This window comes from Myxococcales bacterium (assembly GCA_022184915.1).
GTDB lineage: Bacteria > Myxococcota_A > Polyangia > Fen-1088 > Fen-1088 > JAGTJU01.
The window spans coordinates 418,923-434,370 of sequence record JAGTJU010000005.1 but is presented as its reverse complement, the minus strand read 5'-3'; the positions used below and the strand labels follow the sequence as shown (position 1 = coordinate 434,370).

Annotated in this window: 11 protein-coding genes; 5 read left to right on the top strand and 6 right to left on the bottom strand. The window is 63.7% G+C overall.

The features are described 5' to 3' along the window. Positions 1 to 20: 20 nt before the first annotated feature. The 5 genes from KA712_20350 to KA712_20330 all read left to right on the top strand — a co-directional run bounded on the left by KA712_20350 (position 21) and on the right by KA712_20330 (position 8,345). Entirely contained in the window at positions 21 to 4,403 is a 4,383-nt protein-coding gene (locus KA712_20350; GenBank protein MCG5055322.1) for a M15 family metallopeptidase, read from the top strand. Between the two features lie 451 nt (positions 4,404 to 4,854). Next, positions 4,855 to 5,331, top strand: coding sequence for a hypothetical protein (locus tag KA712_20345; GenBank protein ID MCG5055321.1), 477 nt, complete (start codon positions 4,855 to 4,857; stop codon positions 5,329 to 5,331). Between the two features lie 70 nt (positions 5,332 to 5,401). Beyond that, positions 5,402 to 7,435 carry a hypothetical protein gene (locus tag KA712_20340; GenBank protein ID MCG5055320.1) on the top strand — a complete coding sequence of 678 codons (2,034 nt, stop codon included), beginning with the start codon at positions 5,402 to 5,404 and terminating at the stop codon, positions 7,433 to 7,435. Then, on the top strand, positions 7,432 to 8,187 hold the full coding sequence (locus tag KA712_20335) for a DUF1311 domain-containing protein (GenBank protein MCG5055319.1): 756 nt from the start codon (positions 7,432 to 7,434) through the stop codon (positions 8,185 to 8,187). The genes KA712_20340 and KA712_20335 overlap by 4 nt, the downstream gene beginning before the upstream one ends. Continuing rightward, on the top strand, positions 8,184 to 8,345 hold the full coding sequence (locus tag KA712_20330; GenBank protein MCG5055318.1) for a hypothetical protein: 162 nt from the start codon (positions 8,184 to 8,186) through the stop codon (positions 8,343 to 8,345). Before KA712_20335 ends, KA712_20330 begins: the two co-directional genes overlap by 4 nt. Positions 8,346 to 8,407: 62 nt before the next feature. On the opposite strand, the gene KA712_20325 is transcribed toward KA712_20330, so the two are convergent. Genes KA712_20325 through KA712_20300 form a run of 6 tightly spaced genes read right to left on the bottom strand, consistent with a single transcriptional unit; the run spans position 8,408 to position 15,438 of the window. Continuing rightward, positions 8,408 to 8,680 carry a hypothetical protein gene (locus KA712_20325; protein ID MCG5055317.1) on the bottom strand — a complete coding sequence of 91 codons (273 nt, stop codon included), beginning with the start codon at positions 8,678 to 8,680 and terminating at the stop codon, positions 8,408 to 8,410. Continuing rightward, positions 8,673 to 9,836, bottom strand: coding sequence for a hypothetical protein (locus KA712_20320; GenBank protein ID MCG5055316.1), 1,164 nt, complete (start codon positions 9,834 to 9,836; stop codon positions 8,673 to 8,675). Before KA712_20320 ends, KA712_20325 begins: the two co-directional genes overlap by 8 nt. Next, positions 9,833 to 10,483 (bottom strand): c-type cytochrome, encoded by a 651-nt coding sequence (locus KA712_20315; GenBank protein ID MCG5055315.1) that lies wholly within the window; start codon positions 10,481 to 10,483, stop codon positions 9,833 to 9,835. The genes KA712_20320 and KA712_20315 overlap by 4 nt, the downstream gene beginning before the upstream one ends. After that, positions 10,480 to 10,989, bottom strand: coding sequence for a DUF3341 domain-containing protein (locus KA712_20310; GenBank protein ID MCG5055314.1), 510 nt, complete (start codon positions 10,987 to 10,989; stop codon positions 10,480 to 10,482). Before KA712_20310 ends, KA712_20315 begins: the two co-directional genes overlap by 4 nt. Continuing rightward, a complete protein-coding gene (gene nrfD / locus KA712_20305; protein MCG5055313.1) occupies positions 10,986 to 12,446 on the bottom strand; it encodes a polysulfide reductase NrfD in 1,461 nt (486 codons plus the stop codon). Before nrfD ends, KA712_20310 begins: the two co-directional genes overlap by 4 nt. Beyond that, positions 12,439 to 15,438 carry a TAT-variant-translocated molybdopterin oxidoreductase gene (locus KA712_20300; GenBank protein ID MCG5055312.1) on the bottom strand — a complete coding sequence of 1,000 codons (3,000 nt, stop codon included), beginning with the start codon at positions 15,436 to 15,438 and terminating at the stop codon, positions 12,439 to 12,441. The genes nrfD and KA712_20300 overlap by 8 nt, the downstream gene beginning before the upstream one ends. Positions 15,439 to 15,448: the final 10 nt, after the last annotated feature.

The window sequence follows — 15,448 nt, the reverse complement described above, 5'->3', positions numbered from 1 at the left end:
GCAAGTCCCTCCGAGACGTCATGCCAGCTTACCAAGGCACCCCAAGAATTTGTGCTGACAAGCCCGCCGTCAAGGCGTTCGCCGGAGAACCGACGTGCGCCACGGGGTTGCAGTCGGCGGGCTACGCGGGGAAGTCGAAGCTGTTCGGCAGCTGCTTTTCCCCGAAATTCGAGCAGGAACATTTGGGGCAAGCCGTATTGGTAGGCTTCGGCCCCCAGAAGGACCAGGTCGCGAGGGGGACCTACAACAAGGTTCTCGTGCCTCACATCGAGGAAGCCTTTCGGCGCATCAAGGCCTTGAACCTTCCTTACCAGCTGCGCACGGTCAACGGCTATCAGTTTCGCTACGCGAAGACCGACAAGAACAAGGCCGCGCTGATGGGTCGGTCTGAGTACACCTCGCTGCGGGGACGGCCCAATTGGAGCGGCAGCTGGAACACGCTCTGTGCTCAGCTTGATCTACAGGAAAACCGCTTCGACGAAATGGTGCCCGAGCGGCACCTTCCCAAGCGCGACATCCTCTCGAACCACTCGTATGGTAGCGCTTTCGACCTCAACGTGCGCGAGAACCCTTTCGACAGCAAGCTGCCCTTCGACTTGCCGATCGAGATCGTGCGGCTGCTCGAGAACATGGGGTTTTACTGGGGGGGCCGCTACCACGACTACATGCACTTCGAGTGGGTGGATCCCCGGCCGCCCGCCGGCTCCGCCATTCACGTGAATTCGGGCGTGAAGTGGCCGCTGGGAGCGGAAGCTGGCCCCCAGTCGTACGTGAAGTACTTCGGGCTCAACGAAACCGGCAAGAGCGGCTACTTTCCCATCGGCACAGCCCAGAACATTCACGGTGGCATTCACCTGGATCCCTTCGCGCCGTCCAAGCTGGCCGACGGGACCCTCGTACAGCCCGCGTGGAAAAGCGGCACGTGTCCCGTGTCTTCGTTCCTTCCCGGATACGTAGTAGCCGCGCGCTGTTTCCCGGAGGAAGGTTCCGAGGATCCAAGGCTGCTCGAAGCCACGGAGGGAAGACCGCTGGGCTTCGTGTTGGTTCGGCATGAACTCCGGGAGCCACCACCCAAGTCCGGGAAGGACAAGGACAAGGACAAGGACAAGGACGAGAAGGCAAAAGCGTCCGAACCAAACGCTGTTCCGACCAAGGTCTTCTATTCCCTCTACATGCACCTGGATCCTCCTGCCAGTGCGGCCTCACTGAAGACGACTCAGGGCGTATCTTGGCTGGACACGTTGCTGGGAATGCAGCACGGCTGCCTGGTAAACCTGGACCCAAGCGCGAGGGGCCTTGGCATTGGCGACGTCAGATGGCTGGATCAGCCCGCATCGGCCGATGCGCCTGAGGTCGTCGTTCGGGGAGAGAAGGAACCCGTCACATTGGTAGGCTCCGAGGGGCAACGCTTGGGGTTCGTCAAGGCTTGCCCCGAAGAGGTTCGCGAAGCTGTAGGGGCCTTTCGACGAGGTGCCGTAGTGACTTTCGACGCACCCCTTCTTCCCGTGGGCACCGGACACATCCTGGGCACCATCAGCCCCACGAACGGTGCTGGCTATCTGCACTGGGAAGTTTTTTGCGTAAAAGATGGTGCCTCCGCGCTTGATACAATCGCGAAGAAGGCTGCTGACGAGCTTGGGCTGCAACTCCGCGAGGTCAGCGAGAACATCCCAGACAACTTCATCGACATGCCGGACGAAACCGGCGAGGGCGTCAACGAGCTGAAGGCCATCTTCGGGAACCGGGGGTTGGCTGTCGAGGACATGACCGACGAGCGCTATTCAGGTGCGCTCCGCCGCTACATGCTGGATCCCGGTCGGTTCGGCCCTGGAAGCAAGGTGGGAAGCCATGGCGGGGCCACTTACCCCGTGACCATTCAGATCGGCCACGATTCCAGCGTGCCACCCAAAGCGAACCCTGACGGAAGTCCTTTCAAACTGCAGGTGCGCTACCTGCGCGGCGAGCAAGAGCTGTACGAGCAAACCGTCAGCCTCGGCCAGGCGGATACCATGCTTTCCCTTGACGTCCCGGTGGAGGCCGACTCCCTTGCGCTTTGGTCGGCTGACCTCTATTTGGACTCCCCTTCTATCCCAGAGGACCGCGTCGAGGCTCACGAGAAGGAACAGTTTCAGGAACGAAAACAACACCTCGCCCAGGTGCTTCAGGGACGCTACCGCAACGTGATTCTGAGCCACACCAACGAGTGGACGCCAGAGGGGCTCAAGGCGCAACTCGACAAGCGCATGCAGAAGGGGAAGCTTGGCAACGTCTTGCGCCTGGGTGATGCTGACCTCGAGGCGCTCGTAAAGGTCTTCAGGCCCATCACCTGGTGGGGACGCGTTCGCTCCGAAGGCGATCCTGCGGGCGAAGTACCGTTGCTGGGCAAAAACGGAAAGGTCGAAACGCTTTTCGGAACGCAGGCGGAACACCACCAGCTGCCTACGGACGCCCATGTTCAGTGCATGCACCCCGTCACCTGCGCGGCGATTACAGAGATGCTCCTCGAGAGGAGTCAGGTGGCCTTCAGCGACAGCTGGGGTCCGGTGCCTCTGCGAGCCGCGGAAGATGTATCGAAACCGCCTCTTCTGGCGTTGGTTTGGTCAGGAAAGAAGAATGCGTTGGGAGGGAAAGTGACGGCTGTGCTTGTGCAGCATGGTTTCGGCAGCAGTGGAAAGGACGAAAAAAACGCGGTCACGTTCAAGCTGGAGCGTATGGATAAAGACGGAGCCGTCGATCTCGGTGTGGCTACCTACGACGAGGGCATCGCGCGCGCCGAAGCCTACTTCGACTGGTGGGGAACCTGGAGGCTAACGGCTTGGGAAGCAGGAAAGCAGCTCACGCCGGCGCAAGAGCTGGATACGACGGTGACGATACCGAAGCCAGACATCTTGCCTGACTCCATGGAGTGGCACCCGGTAGAGGGACAGCCGGGTCATTACAACGTGAACATGGTGGTCAAGGGGTCGCGGCCAGCGCAGCTCAAGGGATACGTGGTGCTGGACTACGCAAAGGTGCCCGCCGATTCGACCGAGCCGCCCACTGAGTTCACCCCGGGGAATGTCGCCGTGCCGATCTCGTTTCAGACGACGGATGCCGACACGGAGAGAGTCTCGGGCGGTCTGCGTTATAGGGGGGACTTCCTGGTGGGTAGGGTGAAGGCCAAGGAGAACCCACGCGTTTCTGAGCATTTCCGCTTCGAGGATTTCATCCGGGTGAAAGGAACGGGGCAGAGGGTGTTTGAGGGCGAGGAGAGCAAGTTCCAGTTAGCGATCCCCCTTATAGACAGGCTGCAGCAATTGAGCGGGTTATGCCAACGTCAACGTCTCGGCATTCGGGTCTCTTCTGTCGCAGAGGATGGAGCTTCGGTGGTTGTGCGGCCAACATTGCCCGCGTTGTTCTCAGCTTTGGCATCGCTTGCCCAGGAGCTGCCCTCGTCAGAACTATCATCAGTGCACATTGATGAAGAGAGTCATTGTTTGCTCGTCAAATACCTGCTGAAGACAACAGACTCCGTGCCGACGGCATCAGTTCATCTTTCGCTTGGGCTCGGTCTCTTGTGTGAGGAGAAACTCGACGCCTCTGGCGTCAATCTTCAGGTCCGACCTCTTTCTGTCTTTCCGAACGGTGGCTTTTTCGCGTTCGCTCCGGAGCAGGGAGCTGGCCGATGCACATTTCAAGACATAGAGCGTCCCGTAGCGAACGATTGCATCGTGCAAGAGACGAACTGCCGCATCCCGCAGCTCCAATTATTTGAGTTCGGTCCCATGGACTTGTCCTTCGCCGAGACCAGTCTTCGGGCGGAAGTGGAGCTCATGGGCGACGAGCAGCTGTGGCGACTTGCGAAGCCGATCTTCAGACTTGAGCTCAGCGGCAGAGAGGTGACAGGTGGAAGCCTCATGAAGAACCGTCTGCTCCATGAGTGGCCGATTTCCACAAAGCTCCAGGACAAGCACGCTCTCAACGTGTCACCCGGCGAAACCTTCTATGTCACCGCTGAGGTATCTGCGAAAGGCGGGCTAGCAGCCATGCCTCCCAGCAAGCAGACGTCAATGAAACTGGAACCGAGACTCGAATCGTGGGCTTACGAGGTCGCGGGAAAGTGGCTGATCCTTCGCGGAGTTGCGACAGCCACACCAAGAGGTCATCGTGTCGAAGTCATCGCTTGCGTGGAGGATTCGAGCGGACTCTGGGTCGACGCGGCCGTCTCAGTGATGGCGCCAGTTGATAAACAGAAGAACTATGTTCTTGGCGAGAAGGGTCTTTTCGTGGCAAAGGTTGCGCTGGCCTCGCTTGACCGCAACCGACGCTACCGCTTCAGCTGGGGACTCCCGCTGGAGGCTCCACTCACAAGCCAGCGCCATTCAGTCATCGTCGATCTCAAGAACGTCGGGACCATGAGGTAAGCAGATGAAAAGCACATTCCGTATCCTAGCTGCTCTGACCGCATTGCTGTTCCCGCTCACGCCAAGCCGCATCCTGGGTGCTGAAGCGCCCGCACAGAGCCTGTGCGATTCGACGTGGCCGAGGCGCCACTGGTACTTCGACATGGGCGATGGCCGAGAGCTGGTTCCGGGAACAAACACCACGATGAACTCGTTCGACAAGGACGAGCCTCACCAACCCATCAACCCGTACGATCCAAGACGACCATTGGCAGTCTATGACTTGGTCCGTGACCATTTCGTTCCCCGTAACTTTTGGCGGCATGTCAAACGAGCAGTTGGCCACTTCGCGACAGAGGAGGAAGCTCTAGCTGCGAAACAACAGGTGTGGGATGCACAGCAGCCTGCCCATCTCAGGCCGCTCCAAAGTCCCCTCTGGTCACCGCAGACGTCGTTCGGCTGCAAAGTGGTGATGACAATCCGAAACGAAAAAGTGTACTTCGCCTCTGACTGGATGGTCGAGACCGCCGGCGCGCTTTTCTTCGGGCAGAACGGCACATGCAAGAACGGCAAGGTAACCAAGACGGTCGTGGCGCTGGGATGCGACGGAGAGAAGAAGCTGTTTAGCGACAGCATCACCGTCGACTGCAGCAGCGAGGTGACGACCTGCCTGCACCCGATCGGAAACGACGCCATCGTGATTCAACACGCGTACTCGGAAGAGGAAGGGGGCACCCAGCTGGACGTCCGGACCTGGGCCCTCAAGAAGAAAAAGCGGGTCCACAAGCTAGAGTGGGGGCACGACGGCGGGCCGGACACGGAGCTTCTGTCGGTTACAGACATCGACAGCGACGGCATCCCTGAACTGACCTTCACGCAAGCCGACGCGGATACCCCCCACAAGGTCATGCGCTGGAACGGAAAGACCTACGCGGACACCAAGAAGTGATGTTCATCTCTGATGGCTAACGATGTCCAACGCATCTGAAACAGCCTCCGGTCGGAGAAAGGCCAACGGGATGAAGCCTTCTCTAGAAGAAAAGGCTGCAGCCAAAGCTGAGGCCCGGCGCCAGAGAGAGGAGGCTGCCCGCGCCCAGGCGCAGCTCGAGCAGCTGGCGGCGGAAAAGCGGGCGGAGACGGTCATCCTCCGTGCAGGCGTTCAGGCGAAGTTCGCCGTCAACGTCATGCCAAGACCGAACTTCGCACTCGATACCCCTCCCTCAAAAGTCGTACAGTCAATCGCAAACCCCCAGAAGCTGCGGTTGGAGTTTCCAATGACAGGCTCGTGCGAGCGCGTCGCAGCCTGCAGGCTACCTTGCACTTTGTCCTGGTTGGTCCGACGCCAGGCAGACGGCGCCGAGCTGTCTGTTCTCGTAGCTGGACTCACGGAGGTGGTCATTGCCAAAGACGGTCGGCTCCATGTCGAGGTGGAAGGTCGCCCTCCTGTTTTGGACATCGTCGAGGCGGGCCTTGCGGGCCATGGCGAGCTCAATGCACAGCTGACGTTTGCTCAGCCCCATCTTGGGCAGGTCAGGCTCGCTCGATCGCTCCCCTTTCGCGTGGACGCCTCGGTCGCGATCCGTTGGCAGGACGAAAACGGCGCGCAGTCTGCTGGCATTGGTCTCGTGGGCGCGGCCAGCGCAAAAGCGACTCTATTCGGTACCCACGCGAGCATCGCCGTGGCCACGTCACCCGTACTCGACCAGGTGGATCTCGCCGTGGAGATCCTGGATGCGGAGGGCAAAGCAATCCTGACGCTGCCTTGGAAAGCGGGTAAGCGGCCAACCTCGGTGGCATGGAGCATGGGCTTTACGGGCATCAGTCACCACAGCTTTTCCGCTCTCAAGCCCGAAAACGGAACGTATGACTTGGGGTGCCGTCTCGTTGCCTTACAGGGCACGAAGCCGCGGGTGCTTCTTTCCGGTCGAACGGTCGTCAGGGTGCAGCAGCCTCTGCTTACCGACTTCCGCGTGACCTACTCCCCCGGCTGGCTCGGCACCTATCGTGCATCGGGCAAGATTCTGCGCGTCACCCCCGAAGCCGATCTGAGGCTTACGATAGCCTTGGTCGACGCCTTCACCGCAACGGTTTTGCCACCGAAGGCGCCTGAAGCTCCCAAGCTCGAAAAGGTCGAAGTGACGCTCGCGGATGACGGATCGTTTTCGGCTGCGCTTGGAATCGGGCACTTTCAGGCGCCCCCCGCAGACACGAACGATCGGCCCGTTTACGCCATTCTCTCGTTTCCGGCAGCTGAGCGCACGGCAGGTGTTCGTGGTGCGATCGCCCCCTACCTCGCGCATAACGACGAGACGTTTGCCCTCTGGGAAGGTGGTGCGCCAACGTGGTCCTCCTCTGCCCCGTGGATCGCCTCTGAGGAGGCTCCGTTGGCCATGCGAGGCAAGCGGCCTCCTGCGGCGCCGGTCAACGTACTCGCCGAACCGGCAGACCTCGGCGGCGACCCCTATGGGCCCTTGACCGCCGATATTGCGTACGGGGATCTCCGCGCATGGGAAGGGGAATATGCGTACATGTACCGGGATAGCGCCAAGCAAGGGTACGTCACTGTCGGCTGTGGCCTGAAAGTCGATGACCTGGACGCTGTCGTGAAGCTCCCACTCGTTGATAAGGTGAATGGCGTTCCTGCGAGCGCAGCAGAGAAGCGGGCAGCCTTTGAAAGGGTCATGCAGGAGCCAAGACATGCCACGGCCCGTGGCTATGCCGACCGAACCAACCTCGTCCTCACGAAGGACGCGATCATCTCCCTGGCCAAAGAGCTTGTCGACCAGCGATTCGTGCCAGAGCTGAAGAAGATCTACGGTGAGCAGGCGTTCGACAGCTTCCCCCTGTGCGTCCGGCGAGCCCTTGTCGACATGGCGTACAACGCGGGAACGGGAAATATGAAAGAGTGGAACATGACGGGCCATATTCGCCAACGTGCCTGGCAGCTTGCGGCCAACGAAGTTCCGACAGCCGGACGTCAGGAGCGTCGGGCCTGGCGCCGGTCATTGCTGAACTTTGCAGCCTCTCTTCCCAGGGAAACTCACACATCATGAAGATGGTCCTCGTTCCTGTTGTTTCCGTTTTGGCCTTGGCGCCTACGGTTGCCGCGGCGCCCTCGTGGGATCCGTACCGAGAGACCGTGACTGAGTTGAGCGAGCGACTCTGCCAGGACTCTGTTGCCACGCCCGACCGCGGAGCGTGCATGTCTTCCGTTTTCCAGTTGGTCGACCAGGAACTCAACCGGGTGTACAAGCTCGTCACCACACATCTCACGCAACCGCCGCCCACCGGACCCAACCCGGAGTTGACGGCGCTCCGGGACGCGCAGCGCCAGTGGATCAAACACCGCGACGCCGAACGACGCCTACGGGAGGAAAGTTTTTCCGGAGGCAGCCTCGCTGCGGAAGAGGGCTTGGTGCGGGCCATCGAGGTGACGATGGCCCGAATCGATGACCTCGCGATGATCGCGCCTTACGTCCTGGCGAGGCAGCACACGGCACGCCAGCTCGACGGCCGATGGGTAGACCCGACTGACGAGAACCATTGGTACCGGTTCGTGGCGAAGACCAGCGACGCGGGCGATTACAGCTGCAGAGGCCCGTCAGGGTCCAGCTTCGGCACCTTCAGAAGGGAGGACGGGAACTGGTCGTTCTCGGAGGCTGGTTGTGACGACAGGACTGCCGAGAGCATCTTGATCGGCTGGATCGAGGATGGCGGTGCGCACCGGATGCGTTTCGTACACGACGGGCCCAGTGTCACCGCACGCTTCGTAAGGCAAAAGGCGCTGCGGAGGGGGGCGCCATGACCGACGAGCGGGATACCGACCGGGAAGAGAGCGTGAACGTGGAGGAACACTGGGTGTACGTCTCCCAGCTCGAGGAAGTGATTGCCTACACCCTCAAATCGGGCGGCAATCGGGTCGTGATCCATGTTCTTCCCGAACCCTACAAGTTTTCCGTGTGAGTCAGGCAGAACGCGAAGGCCAAATCATTCCGTTCGGGCCGGCGCTTGGATCGGCGCGCCCCTCACAGCTCGTCGGAGCCGAACGCCACGACAGGATCCGCGGGAAGCTGGGCGCCGGTGTCCTTGCCGCTTCGTGGGGTCTCGCGCGTGTAGTGGATCACCCGGATGACCCCTCCGGGGCCGCCGCGCGTGTAAGGGTTGAGCCTGAAGGCGCATCCCGCTCTCTCGCGGGGGTAGTGCACGGCGCCGTCGAAGCCTGCGGACGCCTCGGGGTCCAAGGAGGCGTCGAAGTCGGCGGAGCCCTCCGGGCCCGCTTCCGGCGTGTCTTTACCCATGGTGATGCAAGCTTTCCACCAGATAGGGATCTCGGGCTGCCAGCAGAGGCACGCGACCAAAGGTGCGGCTTACGGCGAATACGAACAACGCCACGGGCCCCACGATGCCCGCCAGCTCGAACACGCCGAACATCGGCCGTTCGGGCAGGTTGCTGGGGGCGGCCATGAGCCACAGGTCGAGCCACCGGCCGAGCAGCAGCACCCCCCCCACGATGAGCAGGTGACGGGGGCTGTGCTTGGCCTTGCGGGGCAGCAGCGAGAAGAAGGGCACCACCCAGTTGAGCAGGGGAACCAGAATGAAAAGCGGCATCCACCCCCCGAGCCATCGTGCCTCGAAGTACTGCGTCTCCTCGGGCAGGTTCGAGTACCAGATCAGCAAAAACTGCGAGATCCACATGTAAGCCCAGAACGTGGAGAAGCCGAACATCAGCTTGCCCAGGTCGTGCAAGTGCTTGTCGGTGAGCTGGGGCAAAAGGCCCGCCTGCTTGAGCAGCACTGCGGCGACGATGGTGGCGGTAACCGTCGACGCCAGGATGCCGGCGATGTTGTAGAGCCCAAAGATCGTGCTGAACCAATGGGCCTCGAGGCTCATCAGCCAGTCGAACGCCGCCACGCAGATCGTGATGGCCCCCACCACCAGAAACACCGCCGCGTGGCCCACGGCCTTGCGGGTATACGCAACGGCTTGCGCTTCGGAGGTGGCTGCGTCCTGGGCCAGCGACAGCCGGCGGATCTTCACCGCGAACAAAAACCACAGGCCCAGGATCACGGCCAGGCGTGCGAAGAAGAAGGGCGCGTTCAAGTAGGCCGCCTTGAGGTGCAGCAGATGATCGTGCGCCGCCTCGGGGCGTGCCCACTCGTAAAGCACCTGCATGCCCGGGCCCACCGCCACGAGCAACAGGGCGGCTCCCACCAGCAGCGCCGCTGCGAAGCCCTCCCACACGCGCTTGATCACCACGTGCCACCCCGCGTTGGCTACGGTGTGCAAGGACCACAGCACCAGCCCTCCCACGGAGAGGCCCAGCACGAAGAGGCTTCCCGTCAGCAAGGCTGTGAAGCCGCGGGCGGGTGTCATCACGCAGCCGAGACCCAGAACACCCAGGGCCGCGATGGCGGCGGAGAGCGAGAGTTTCTGCAAGCGGGCAAGGGCGGTCATGGCTTGGGCTCCGGCGAGGCTTCGGGAGGGACGGGGCTTTCGGGCGGGGGCGCGGCAGGTTGTGCGGCGGCGGCTGCTTGCGCCGCCTGCACCTGCGCGTCGTACTGCATCTTGCGAATGTGATGCAGAATCATCCAGCGGTCACGAGGCTCGATCTGCTGGGCGTAGCCGCGCATCAGCCCTTGGCCCCAGCTGACGACGTGAAAGATCTGCCCGTCGGCCAAGTCTTGTGCGTGGGGCGCCAGCAAGGAGGGGGGGCGGGGGAAGAGCCGGGTCACCGGCCCGTCACCCTGGCCCGTGAGGCCGTGGCAGGGGCTGCACCAGCGCGCAAAGGCGATCTGCCCCCGCTCGTGGACGAGCTCGGTCTCGGGCACGGGGTTTTCGAGCTCTCGCGCCGCGCGTGCCGCCTCTTCGGGACCCGGGCCATAGGCGTAGAGCTCCTGCGTGCGGGACACCGTGCCCTTGGGCGGGGCCATCATCGTGCGCCCGTCTTTCGTGAGGGGGTTGGGCGAGAACGACTCGAAGGCCATCGAGCTCACCATGTCGGGCATGTACTCGCGGTTCGGCTCGGCAGGGTCGCGGTCGCAGCCGCCCAGTAGGGCCAGTCCCAAGGTCGCGATCGAGGCGCACGTGCGCTTGTGGCTCATGGCGCGTCTCCTTGCGGGGTCTCGGCCGCAACCTCAAGCGCCCCGGCGCTTTGCAGGAAGCTCGCCGCCGCGCCGTCACGCTCTTCCAAGACGAGGGCGAACCGATCGTCGGTGACCCGCGGAAGGACCTTGACCTTCTTTCCCGGAAACAGCTTGGCGCGCGCAAACAGTGCAAAAGCGCTCGTGAGGGCGGCCGATAACACGGTCAGCTCGAAGGTGACGGGAATAAACGCGGGCACGCTGGCGAAGGGCTTGCCGCCCACGTTGAGCGCCCAGCTGGACACGGAGGTCCACAGCTGAAAGCCCATGGCCAGCGTGGCGCCCGTCATGCCGGCCGCGAAGCACACCCAGGGCAAACGCGAGGGGCGCAGGCCCATGGCGTCTTCGATGCCGTGGATGGCGTAGGGCGAGAACACGTCGCTCACGGAAAAGCCGGATTCACGGGCCTTACGCGTGGCCGTGAGCACCTGGGCTTCGTCGTCGAAGTAACCGATGGCAAAAGTCATGGGGTGGTCGCTCCGGAGAGGGGAATGGGCGCGGGCACCACGTCGGGGCGATCCGCCGGGACGGGGGCCGGGGCGGTGAGGGGCTCGTGCGTGGGCTTGTGACCCTTTCGCCCAAACGAGAGCACGGCCTTGACCTCACCTATCGAGATGACGGGCAACACCCGCACGAAGAGCAAAAAGAGCGTGAAGAAGAGCCCGAAGCTGCCCAGCATCGTGAAGACTTCGATCTTCGTGGGGGCATACATGGCCCAGCTCGAGGGCAAAAAATCCCGGTGAAGCGAGGTCACGATGATGACGAAACGCTCGAACCACATGCCTACGTTCACCACGAGCGAGAGCGCAAACAGCGCCAGCGGAGAGGTGCGCAGGCGCTTGAACCACAGAAGCTGGGGCGAGATCACGTTGCACGACACCATGATCCAGTACGACCACGCGAAGGGACCGAAGGCCCGGTTGATGAAGGCGAACCGCTCGAAGGCGCTGCCCGAATACCAGGCCACGAAAAACTCGGTGCCGTAGGCCAGGCCCACCAGGCTGCCCGTGACGATGATGACCTTCGCCATGTTCTCCAGATGGCGAATGGTGATGAGGTGCTCGAAGCCCATCACCACGCGGGCGATGATGAGCAGGGTCAGCACCATTGCAAAGCCGCTGAACACGGCGCCGGCGACGAAGTAGGGCGGGAAAATCGTGGTGTGCCAGCCCGGAATCACGCTGGTGGCGAAGTCCATCGAGACGATGGTGTGCACCGAGAGCACGAGCGGCGTGGCCAAGCCCGCGAGCAGAAGATAGAGCACCTCATAGCGGGCCCAGGTGCGGCTGGAGCCGTTCCAGCCGAGCGACAACACCGAAAAGAGCGCCTTTTTGAGGCCGCTTTTCAGCCGATCGCGTACCGTGGCCAGATCGGGCACCAAGCCCACGTACCAGAACACGGCCGACACCGTGAAGTAGGTGCTGATCGCGAACACATCCCAAAGCAGGGGCGAGCGGAAGTTGACCCACAGCGGTCCCCGGTCGTTGGGGTAAGGAATGGCCCAAAACCCCACCCAGGGGCGGCCCATGTGGATGATCGGGAAGACGCCCGCGCACATGACGGCGAACAACGTCATGGCCTCGGCCGACCGGTTGATGCTGGTGCGCCACTTTTGGCGAAACAAGAACAAAATGGCCGAGATCAATGTGCCGGCGTGGCCGATGCCCACCCAGAACACGAAGTTCGTGATGTCGAACGCCCACCCCACCGTGCGGTTGAGCCCCCAGGTGCCGATGCCGGTCAGGATCTGATAGGCCACGGTGCTGACGCCCAAGGTGAGCAGCGACACCGCCACCGCGAACGCGGCCCACCACTTCCACGTGGGGCGCGCGTGCATGGGGCGCATGACGTCATCGGTGATCTGGCCAAGCGTGCGGGGCGCGGAGACCAGGGGTTCACGCAGGGAGGATTGATGGTCAGCCATGGCGGGTGTTCTTGATGCGGACCAGATAGGACACCGAGGGTCCGATGTTGAGGTCGGTCAGGATCTGATAGGCGCGCGGGTTTTGCGCAGCCTGGGATACGGCGCTTTGGGGGTCGTTGATGTCGCCGAAGACGATGGCGTTGCCCGGGCAGCTTTGCTGGCAGGCCGTTTTGACGTCGCCCTCGGCGAGCGTGCGGCCCTCGCGCTTGGTTTGGGCCCGCGACTCCTCGATGCGGTGAACACACATCGAGCATTTCTCCATCACGCCGCGGCTGCGCACCACCACGTCGGGGTTGAGCACCATGCGCTCGAGCGGCTCGTCGTGCGGGTAGTCGAACCAGTTGAAGCGCCGGACCTTGGTGGGGCAATTGTTGGCGCAATAGCGTGTGCCCACACAACGGTTGTAGATCTGTTGGTTCAGACCTTCGGCCGAATGCACCGTGGCGAGCACGGGACACACCGTCTCGCAGGGGGCGTTTTCGCAGTGCTGGCACATCATCGGCTGGTGCAGCACCTCGGGGTTTTCGGGAGCGCCGCCGTAGTAGCGGTCGATGCGCAGCCAGTGCATCTCGCGACGCAGACCCACTTCCACGGGGCCCACCATGGGGATGTTGTTTTCGGATTGGCAGGACACCACGCAGGCGCCGCAGCCCGTGCATTTGTCGAGATCGATGGCCAGCGCCCAGCGGTGACCTTCATACGGGTGCTTCGACCAAAGGCCCTTGCCGGGAAGGGCATGTTCCTCGGGGTGTCCGGCGTGCGCGGGGTTGTGCAGGTACTCTTCCAACGTGGCCTGGCGCACGAGCGCGCGGCCTTCCTGCGAGTTGTGGATCTGAGACAAGTAGAGATCTGTCGCGCCCCCCGTGCGTGTCACCTTGATCGCTTGCCCCCCCAGTGCAAAACGGCCGCCGTGCACGGCCAAAGGCCACACGTCCACGCCGTGTCCTGCCGCGTGTCGGCCGCCGCGGGTCCGCCCGTGGCCCACCGCCAACGCGACCGTTCGCGGGGCCACGCCCGCCTGGACGAGCACGGGCAGCGTCACGCTGACCTCGCCGCTCACCTGCACGAGGTCACCGTCTTTGACCCCGAGTTGCGCGGCCAGGGCGGGCCCGAGCGCGGCGGCGTTGCCCCAGGTCATCTTGGTGATGGGATCGGGCAGCTCCTGCAGCCACCCGTTGTTGGCCGCGCTGCCGTCGCCCAAGCCCACCGATGCGTAAAGCGCCAGCTCGAGCCCTTGCGCGGGCGCCTCGGCGGGCTCCACGGCCGCCGCGATGGCCTCTGGCGCGCCCAGTGCCAGGGTAAGGCCCTCCGGGGCTTCTCGCACGAACACGCCGTCCCGCAGACGCGCATTCCACAAGGCGGCGAAGTCGCCGTCACCCAGGGCCTCGCCCAGCACGGCCCTCCACTCTTCACCCACGAAGGCATGATCGTCGCGGGCGTCGTCCGCCCAGGCCAGCAAGCTCGAGAGCCGGCTGCGGGTGTCGAAGAGCGGCGCCACCGTGGGCTGATTCACCGCGAACACGCCTTGCCGTGTGAGGCTGTCGCTCCAGCCCTCGAAGGGGTGGCCTTCGGGCGCATGTACGTGGCAAAGCGCGGCGGTCTCGTCGAGGTGGGAAGAGGTGGAAAGGCTGAACGCTGCCTTGGCGAGTCCCGCGCGCAGGCGTCGGTCGGCCATCACCGGGTTGGTCCCCAGGAACACCACCGCCCCCGCGGGGGCCGCGCCGAGCTCGCTCAGGAAGCTCGTCCAGTCGAGATCGCTCGCCGCGGGCACACCTTGATCGATTCGGGCCGTGGTGGCGCCGTTGCCGAGGAGCGCGTTGGCGAGCGCGGCCAGCACCTGCAGGGTGAGGCCCCCCTGACCGGCCAACACCAGGCCACGGTCGCCCGCGGCACGCAGGTCGTGCGCCAGTTTTGCGAGCGGCGCGCCGTCGAGCGCGCTGGCTCCACCCACCTTGGCCGCAGCGGCCTTTGCGGCTTGCGCCACGGCGTCGCTGCGCCCTTCGGCCAGCGCGTGCACCAGTGCTGCGAGGGTAGGGCGCAGGGCGGAGGGCGGGACGGGGTGGCGCACGTCAGCCGCGCCGCCCGAGAGGCTGAGCATGGCTTCGATCTGCACGTGGTGCAGCACCTCCCGGGGTCGGGCCAGGTCGCGCGCCGCCGCCCATTGACGGCTGAACGCCGCAGGGTTGAGCCAGGTGCCGAGGAAATCAGCGCCGAAGGACACCAGCATGCGGGCTTGGTCGAGACGGTAGTCAGGGATCAGCGCCTGCCCGTGCACCAGCTGATGGGCCTCGGCAAGGGCCCGCCGGTCGCCCAGGGCATCAAAGCGTACGCGCTTGGCACGCGGATGGCGCGCGGCGAGCGCCGTGAGCGCGGCCTCTTCGCTCGGCCCCAGGCCAAACGGCACCACGAGGTAGATGGAGGTCTCTGCAGCGGTGGCCCGAGCGAGGGCGCCCTTGACCAACTCGTCCACGGCGCTCCACGCGACGGGCTGGCCGCCGCGGCTCGGGGTGCGCGCGCGATCGGCATCGTAGAGCCCGAGCAGCGAGGCCTGCCCGATGGTGCAGACAGCCCCTTGCGAAACGGGGTGCTGGGGGTTGCCCTCGATCTTGATGGGACGCCCATCGCGGGTCTTCACGAGCAGGCCACAGCGGGCGGGGCACGCCTGGCAGGTCGATGCGTACCACGACGACACGCCCGGGATGAGCGCGTCCGGCTTTTGAGTGTAGGGCAGGATGTTCTGCTTGGGGGCCCGCTTGCACGCGGCGAGCGCCGCCGTGGCCGACAGCCCCATCATCTTGAAGAAGTCACGCCGCGGGGGCTCGCTGGCCTGGCCCACGATGGGAAGGCTCTTTTTGGGCCCCGCTCCGGGGTTGACGGGCAGGCTTTGCGGAAACTCCGCGTGAGCCTCGGCGCGCACGCCTTCAGGGTCTTGCCGTTCGGCCAGCGATTGCCACCAGGGGGGGGCGTTGGAAGGAGGAGAAGAGGTCGACATGGTGTCTTGT

What these genes read in the sequence shown, in the direction of transcription:
- KA712_20350 (MCG5055322.1), top strand. Translation starts at nt 21, where the DNA reads ATGCCAGCTTACCAAGGCACCCCAAGAATTTGTGCTGACAAGCCCGCC.
- KA712_20345 (MCG5055321.1), top strand. Translation starts at nt 4,855, where the DNA reads ATGACAATCCGAAACGAAAAAGTGTACTTCGCCTCTGACTGGATGGTC.
- KA712_20340 (MCG5055320.1), top strand. Translation starts at nt 5,402, where the DNA reads ATGAAGCCTTCTCTAGAAGAAAAGGCTGCAGCCAAAGCTGAGGCCCGG.
- KA712_20335 (MCG5055319.1), top strand. Translation starts at nt 7,432, where the DNA reads ATGAAGATGGTCCTCGTTCCTGTTGTTTCCGTTTTGGCCTTGGCGCCT.
- KA712_20330 (MCG5055318.1), top strand. Translation starts at nt 8,184, where the DNA reads ATGACCGACGAGCGGGATACCGACCGGGAAGAGAGCGTGAACGTGGAG.
- KA712_20325 (MCG5055317.1), bottom strand. Translation starts at nt 8,680, where the DNA reads ATGGGTAAAGACACGCCGGAAGCGGGCCCGGAGGGCTCCGCCGACTTC.
- KA712_20320 (MCG5055316.1), bottom strand. Translation starts at nt 9,836, where the DNA reads ATGACCGCCCTTGCCCGCTTGCAGAAACTCTCGCTCTCCGCCGCCATC.
- KA712_20315 (MCG5055315.1), bottom strand. Translation starts at nt 10,483, where the DNA reads ATGAGCCACAAGCGCACGTGCGCCTCGATCGCGACCTTGGGACTGGCC.
- KA712_20310 (MCG5055314.1), bottom strand. Translation starts at nt 10,989, where the DNA reads ATGACTTTTGCCATCGGTTACTTCGACGACGAAGCCCAGGTGCTCACG.
- nrfD (MCG5055313.1), bottom strand. Translation starts at nt 12,446, where the DNA reads ATGGCTGACCATCAATCCTCCCTGCGTGAACCCCTGGTCTCCGCGCCC.
- KA712_20300 (MCG5055312.1), bottom strand. Translation starts at nt 15,438, where the DNA reads ATGTCGACCTCTTCTCCTCCTTCCAACGCCCCCCCCTGGTGGCAATCG.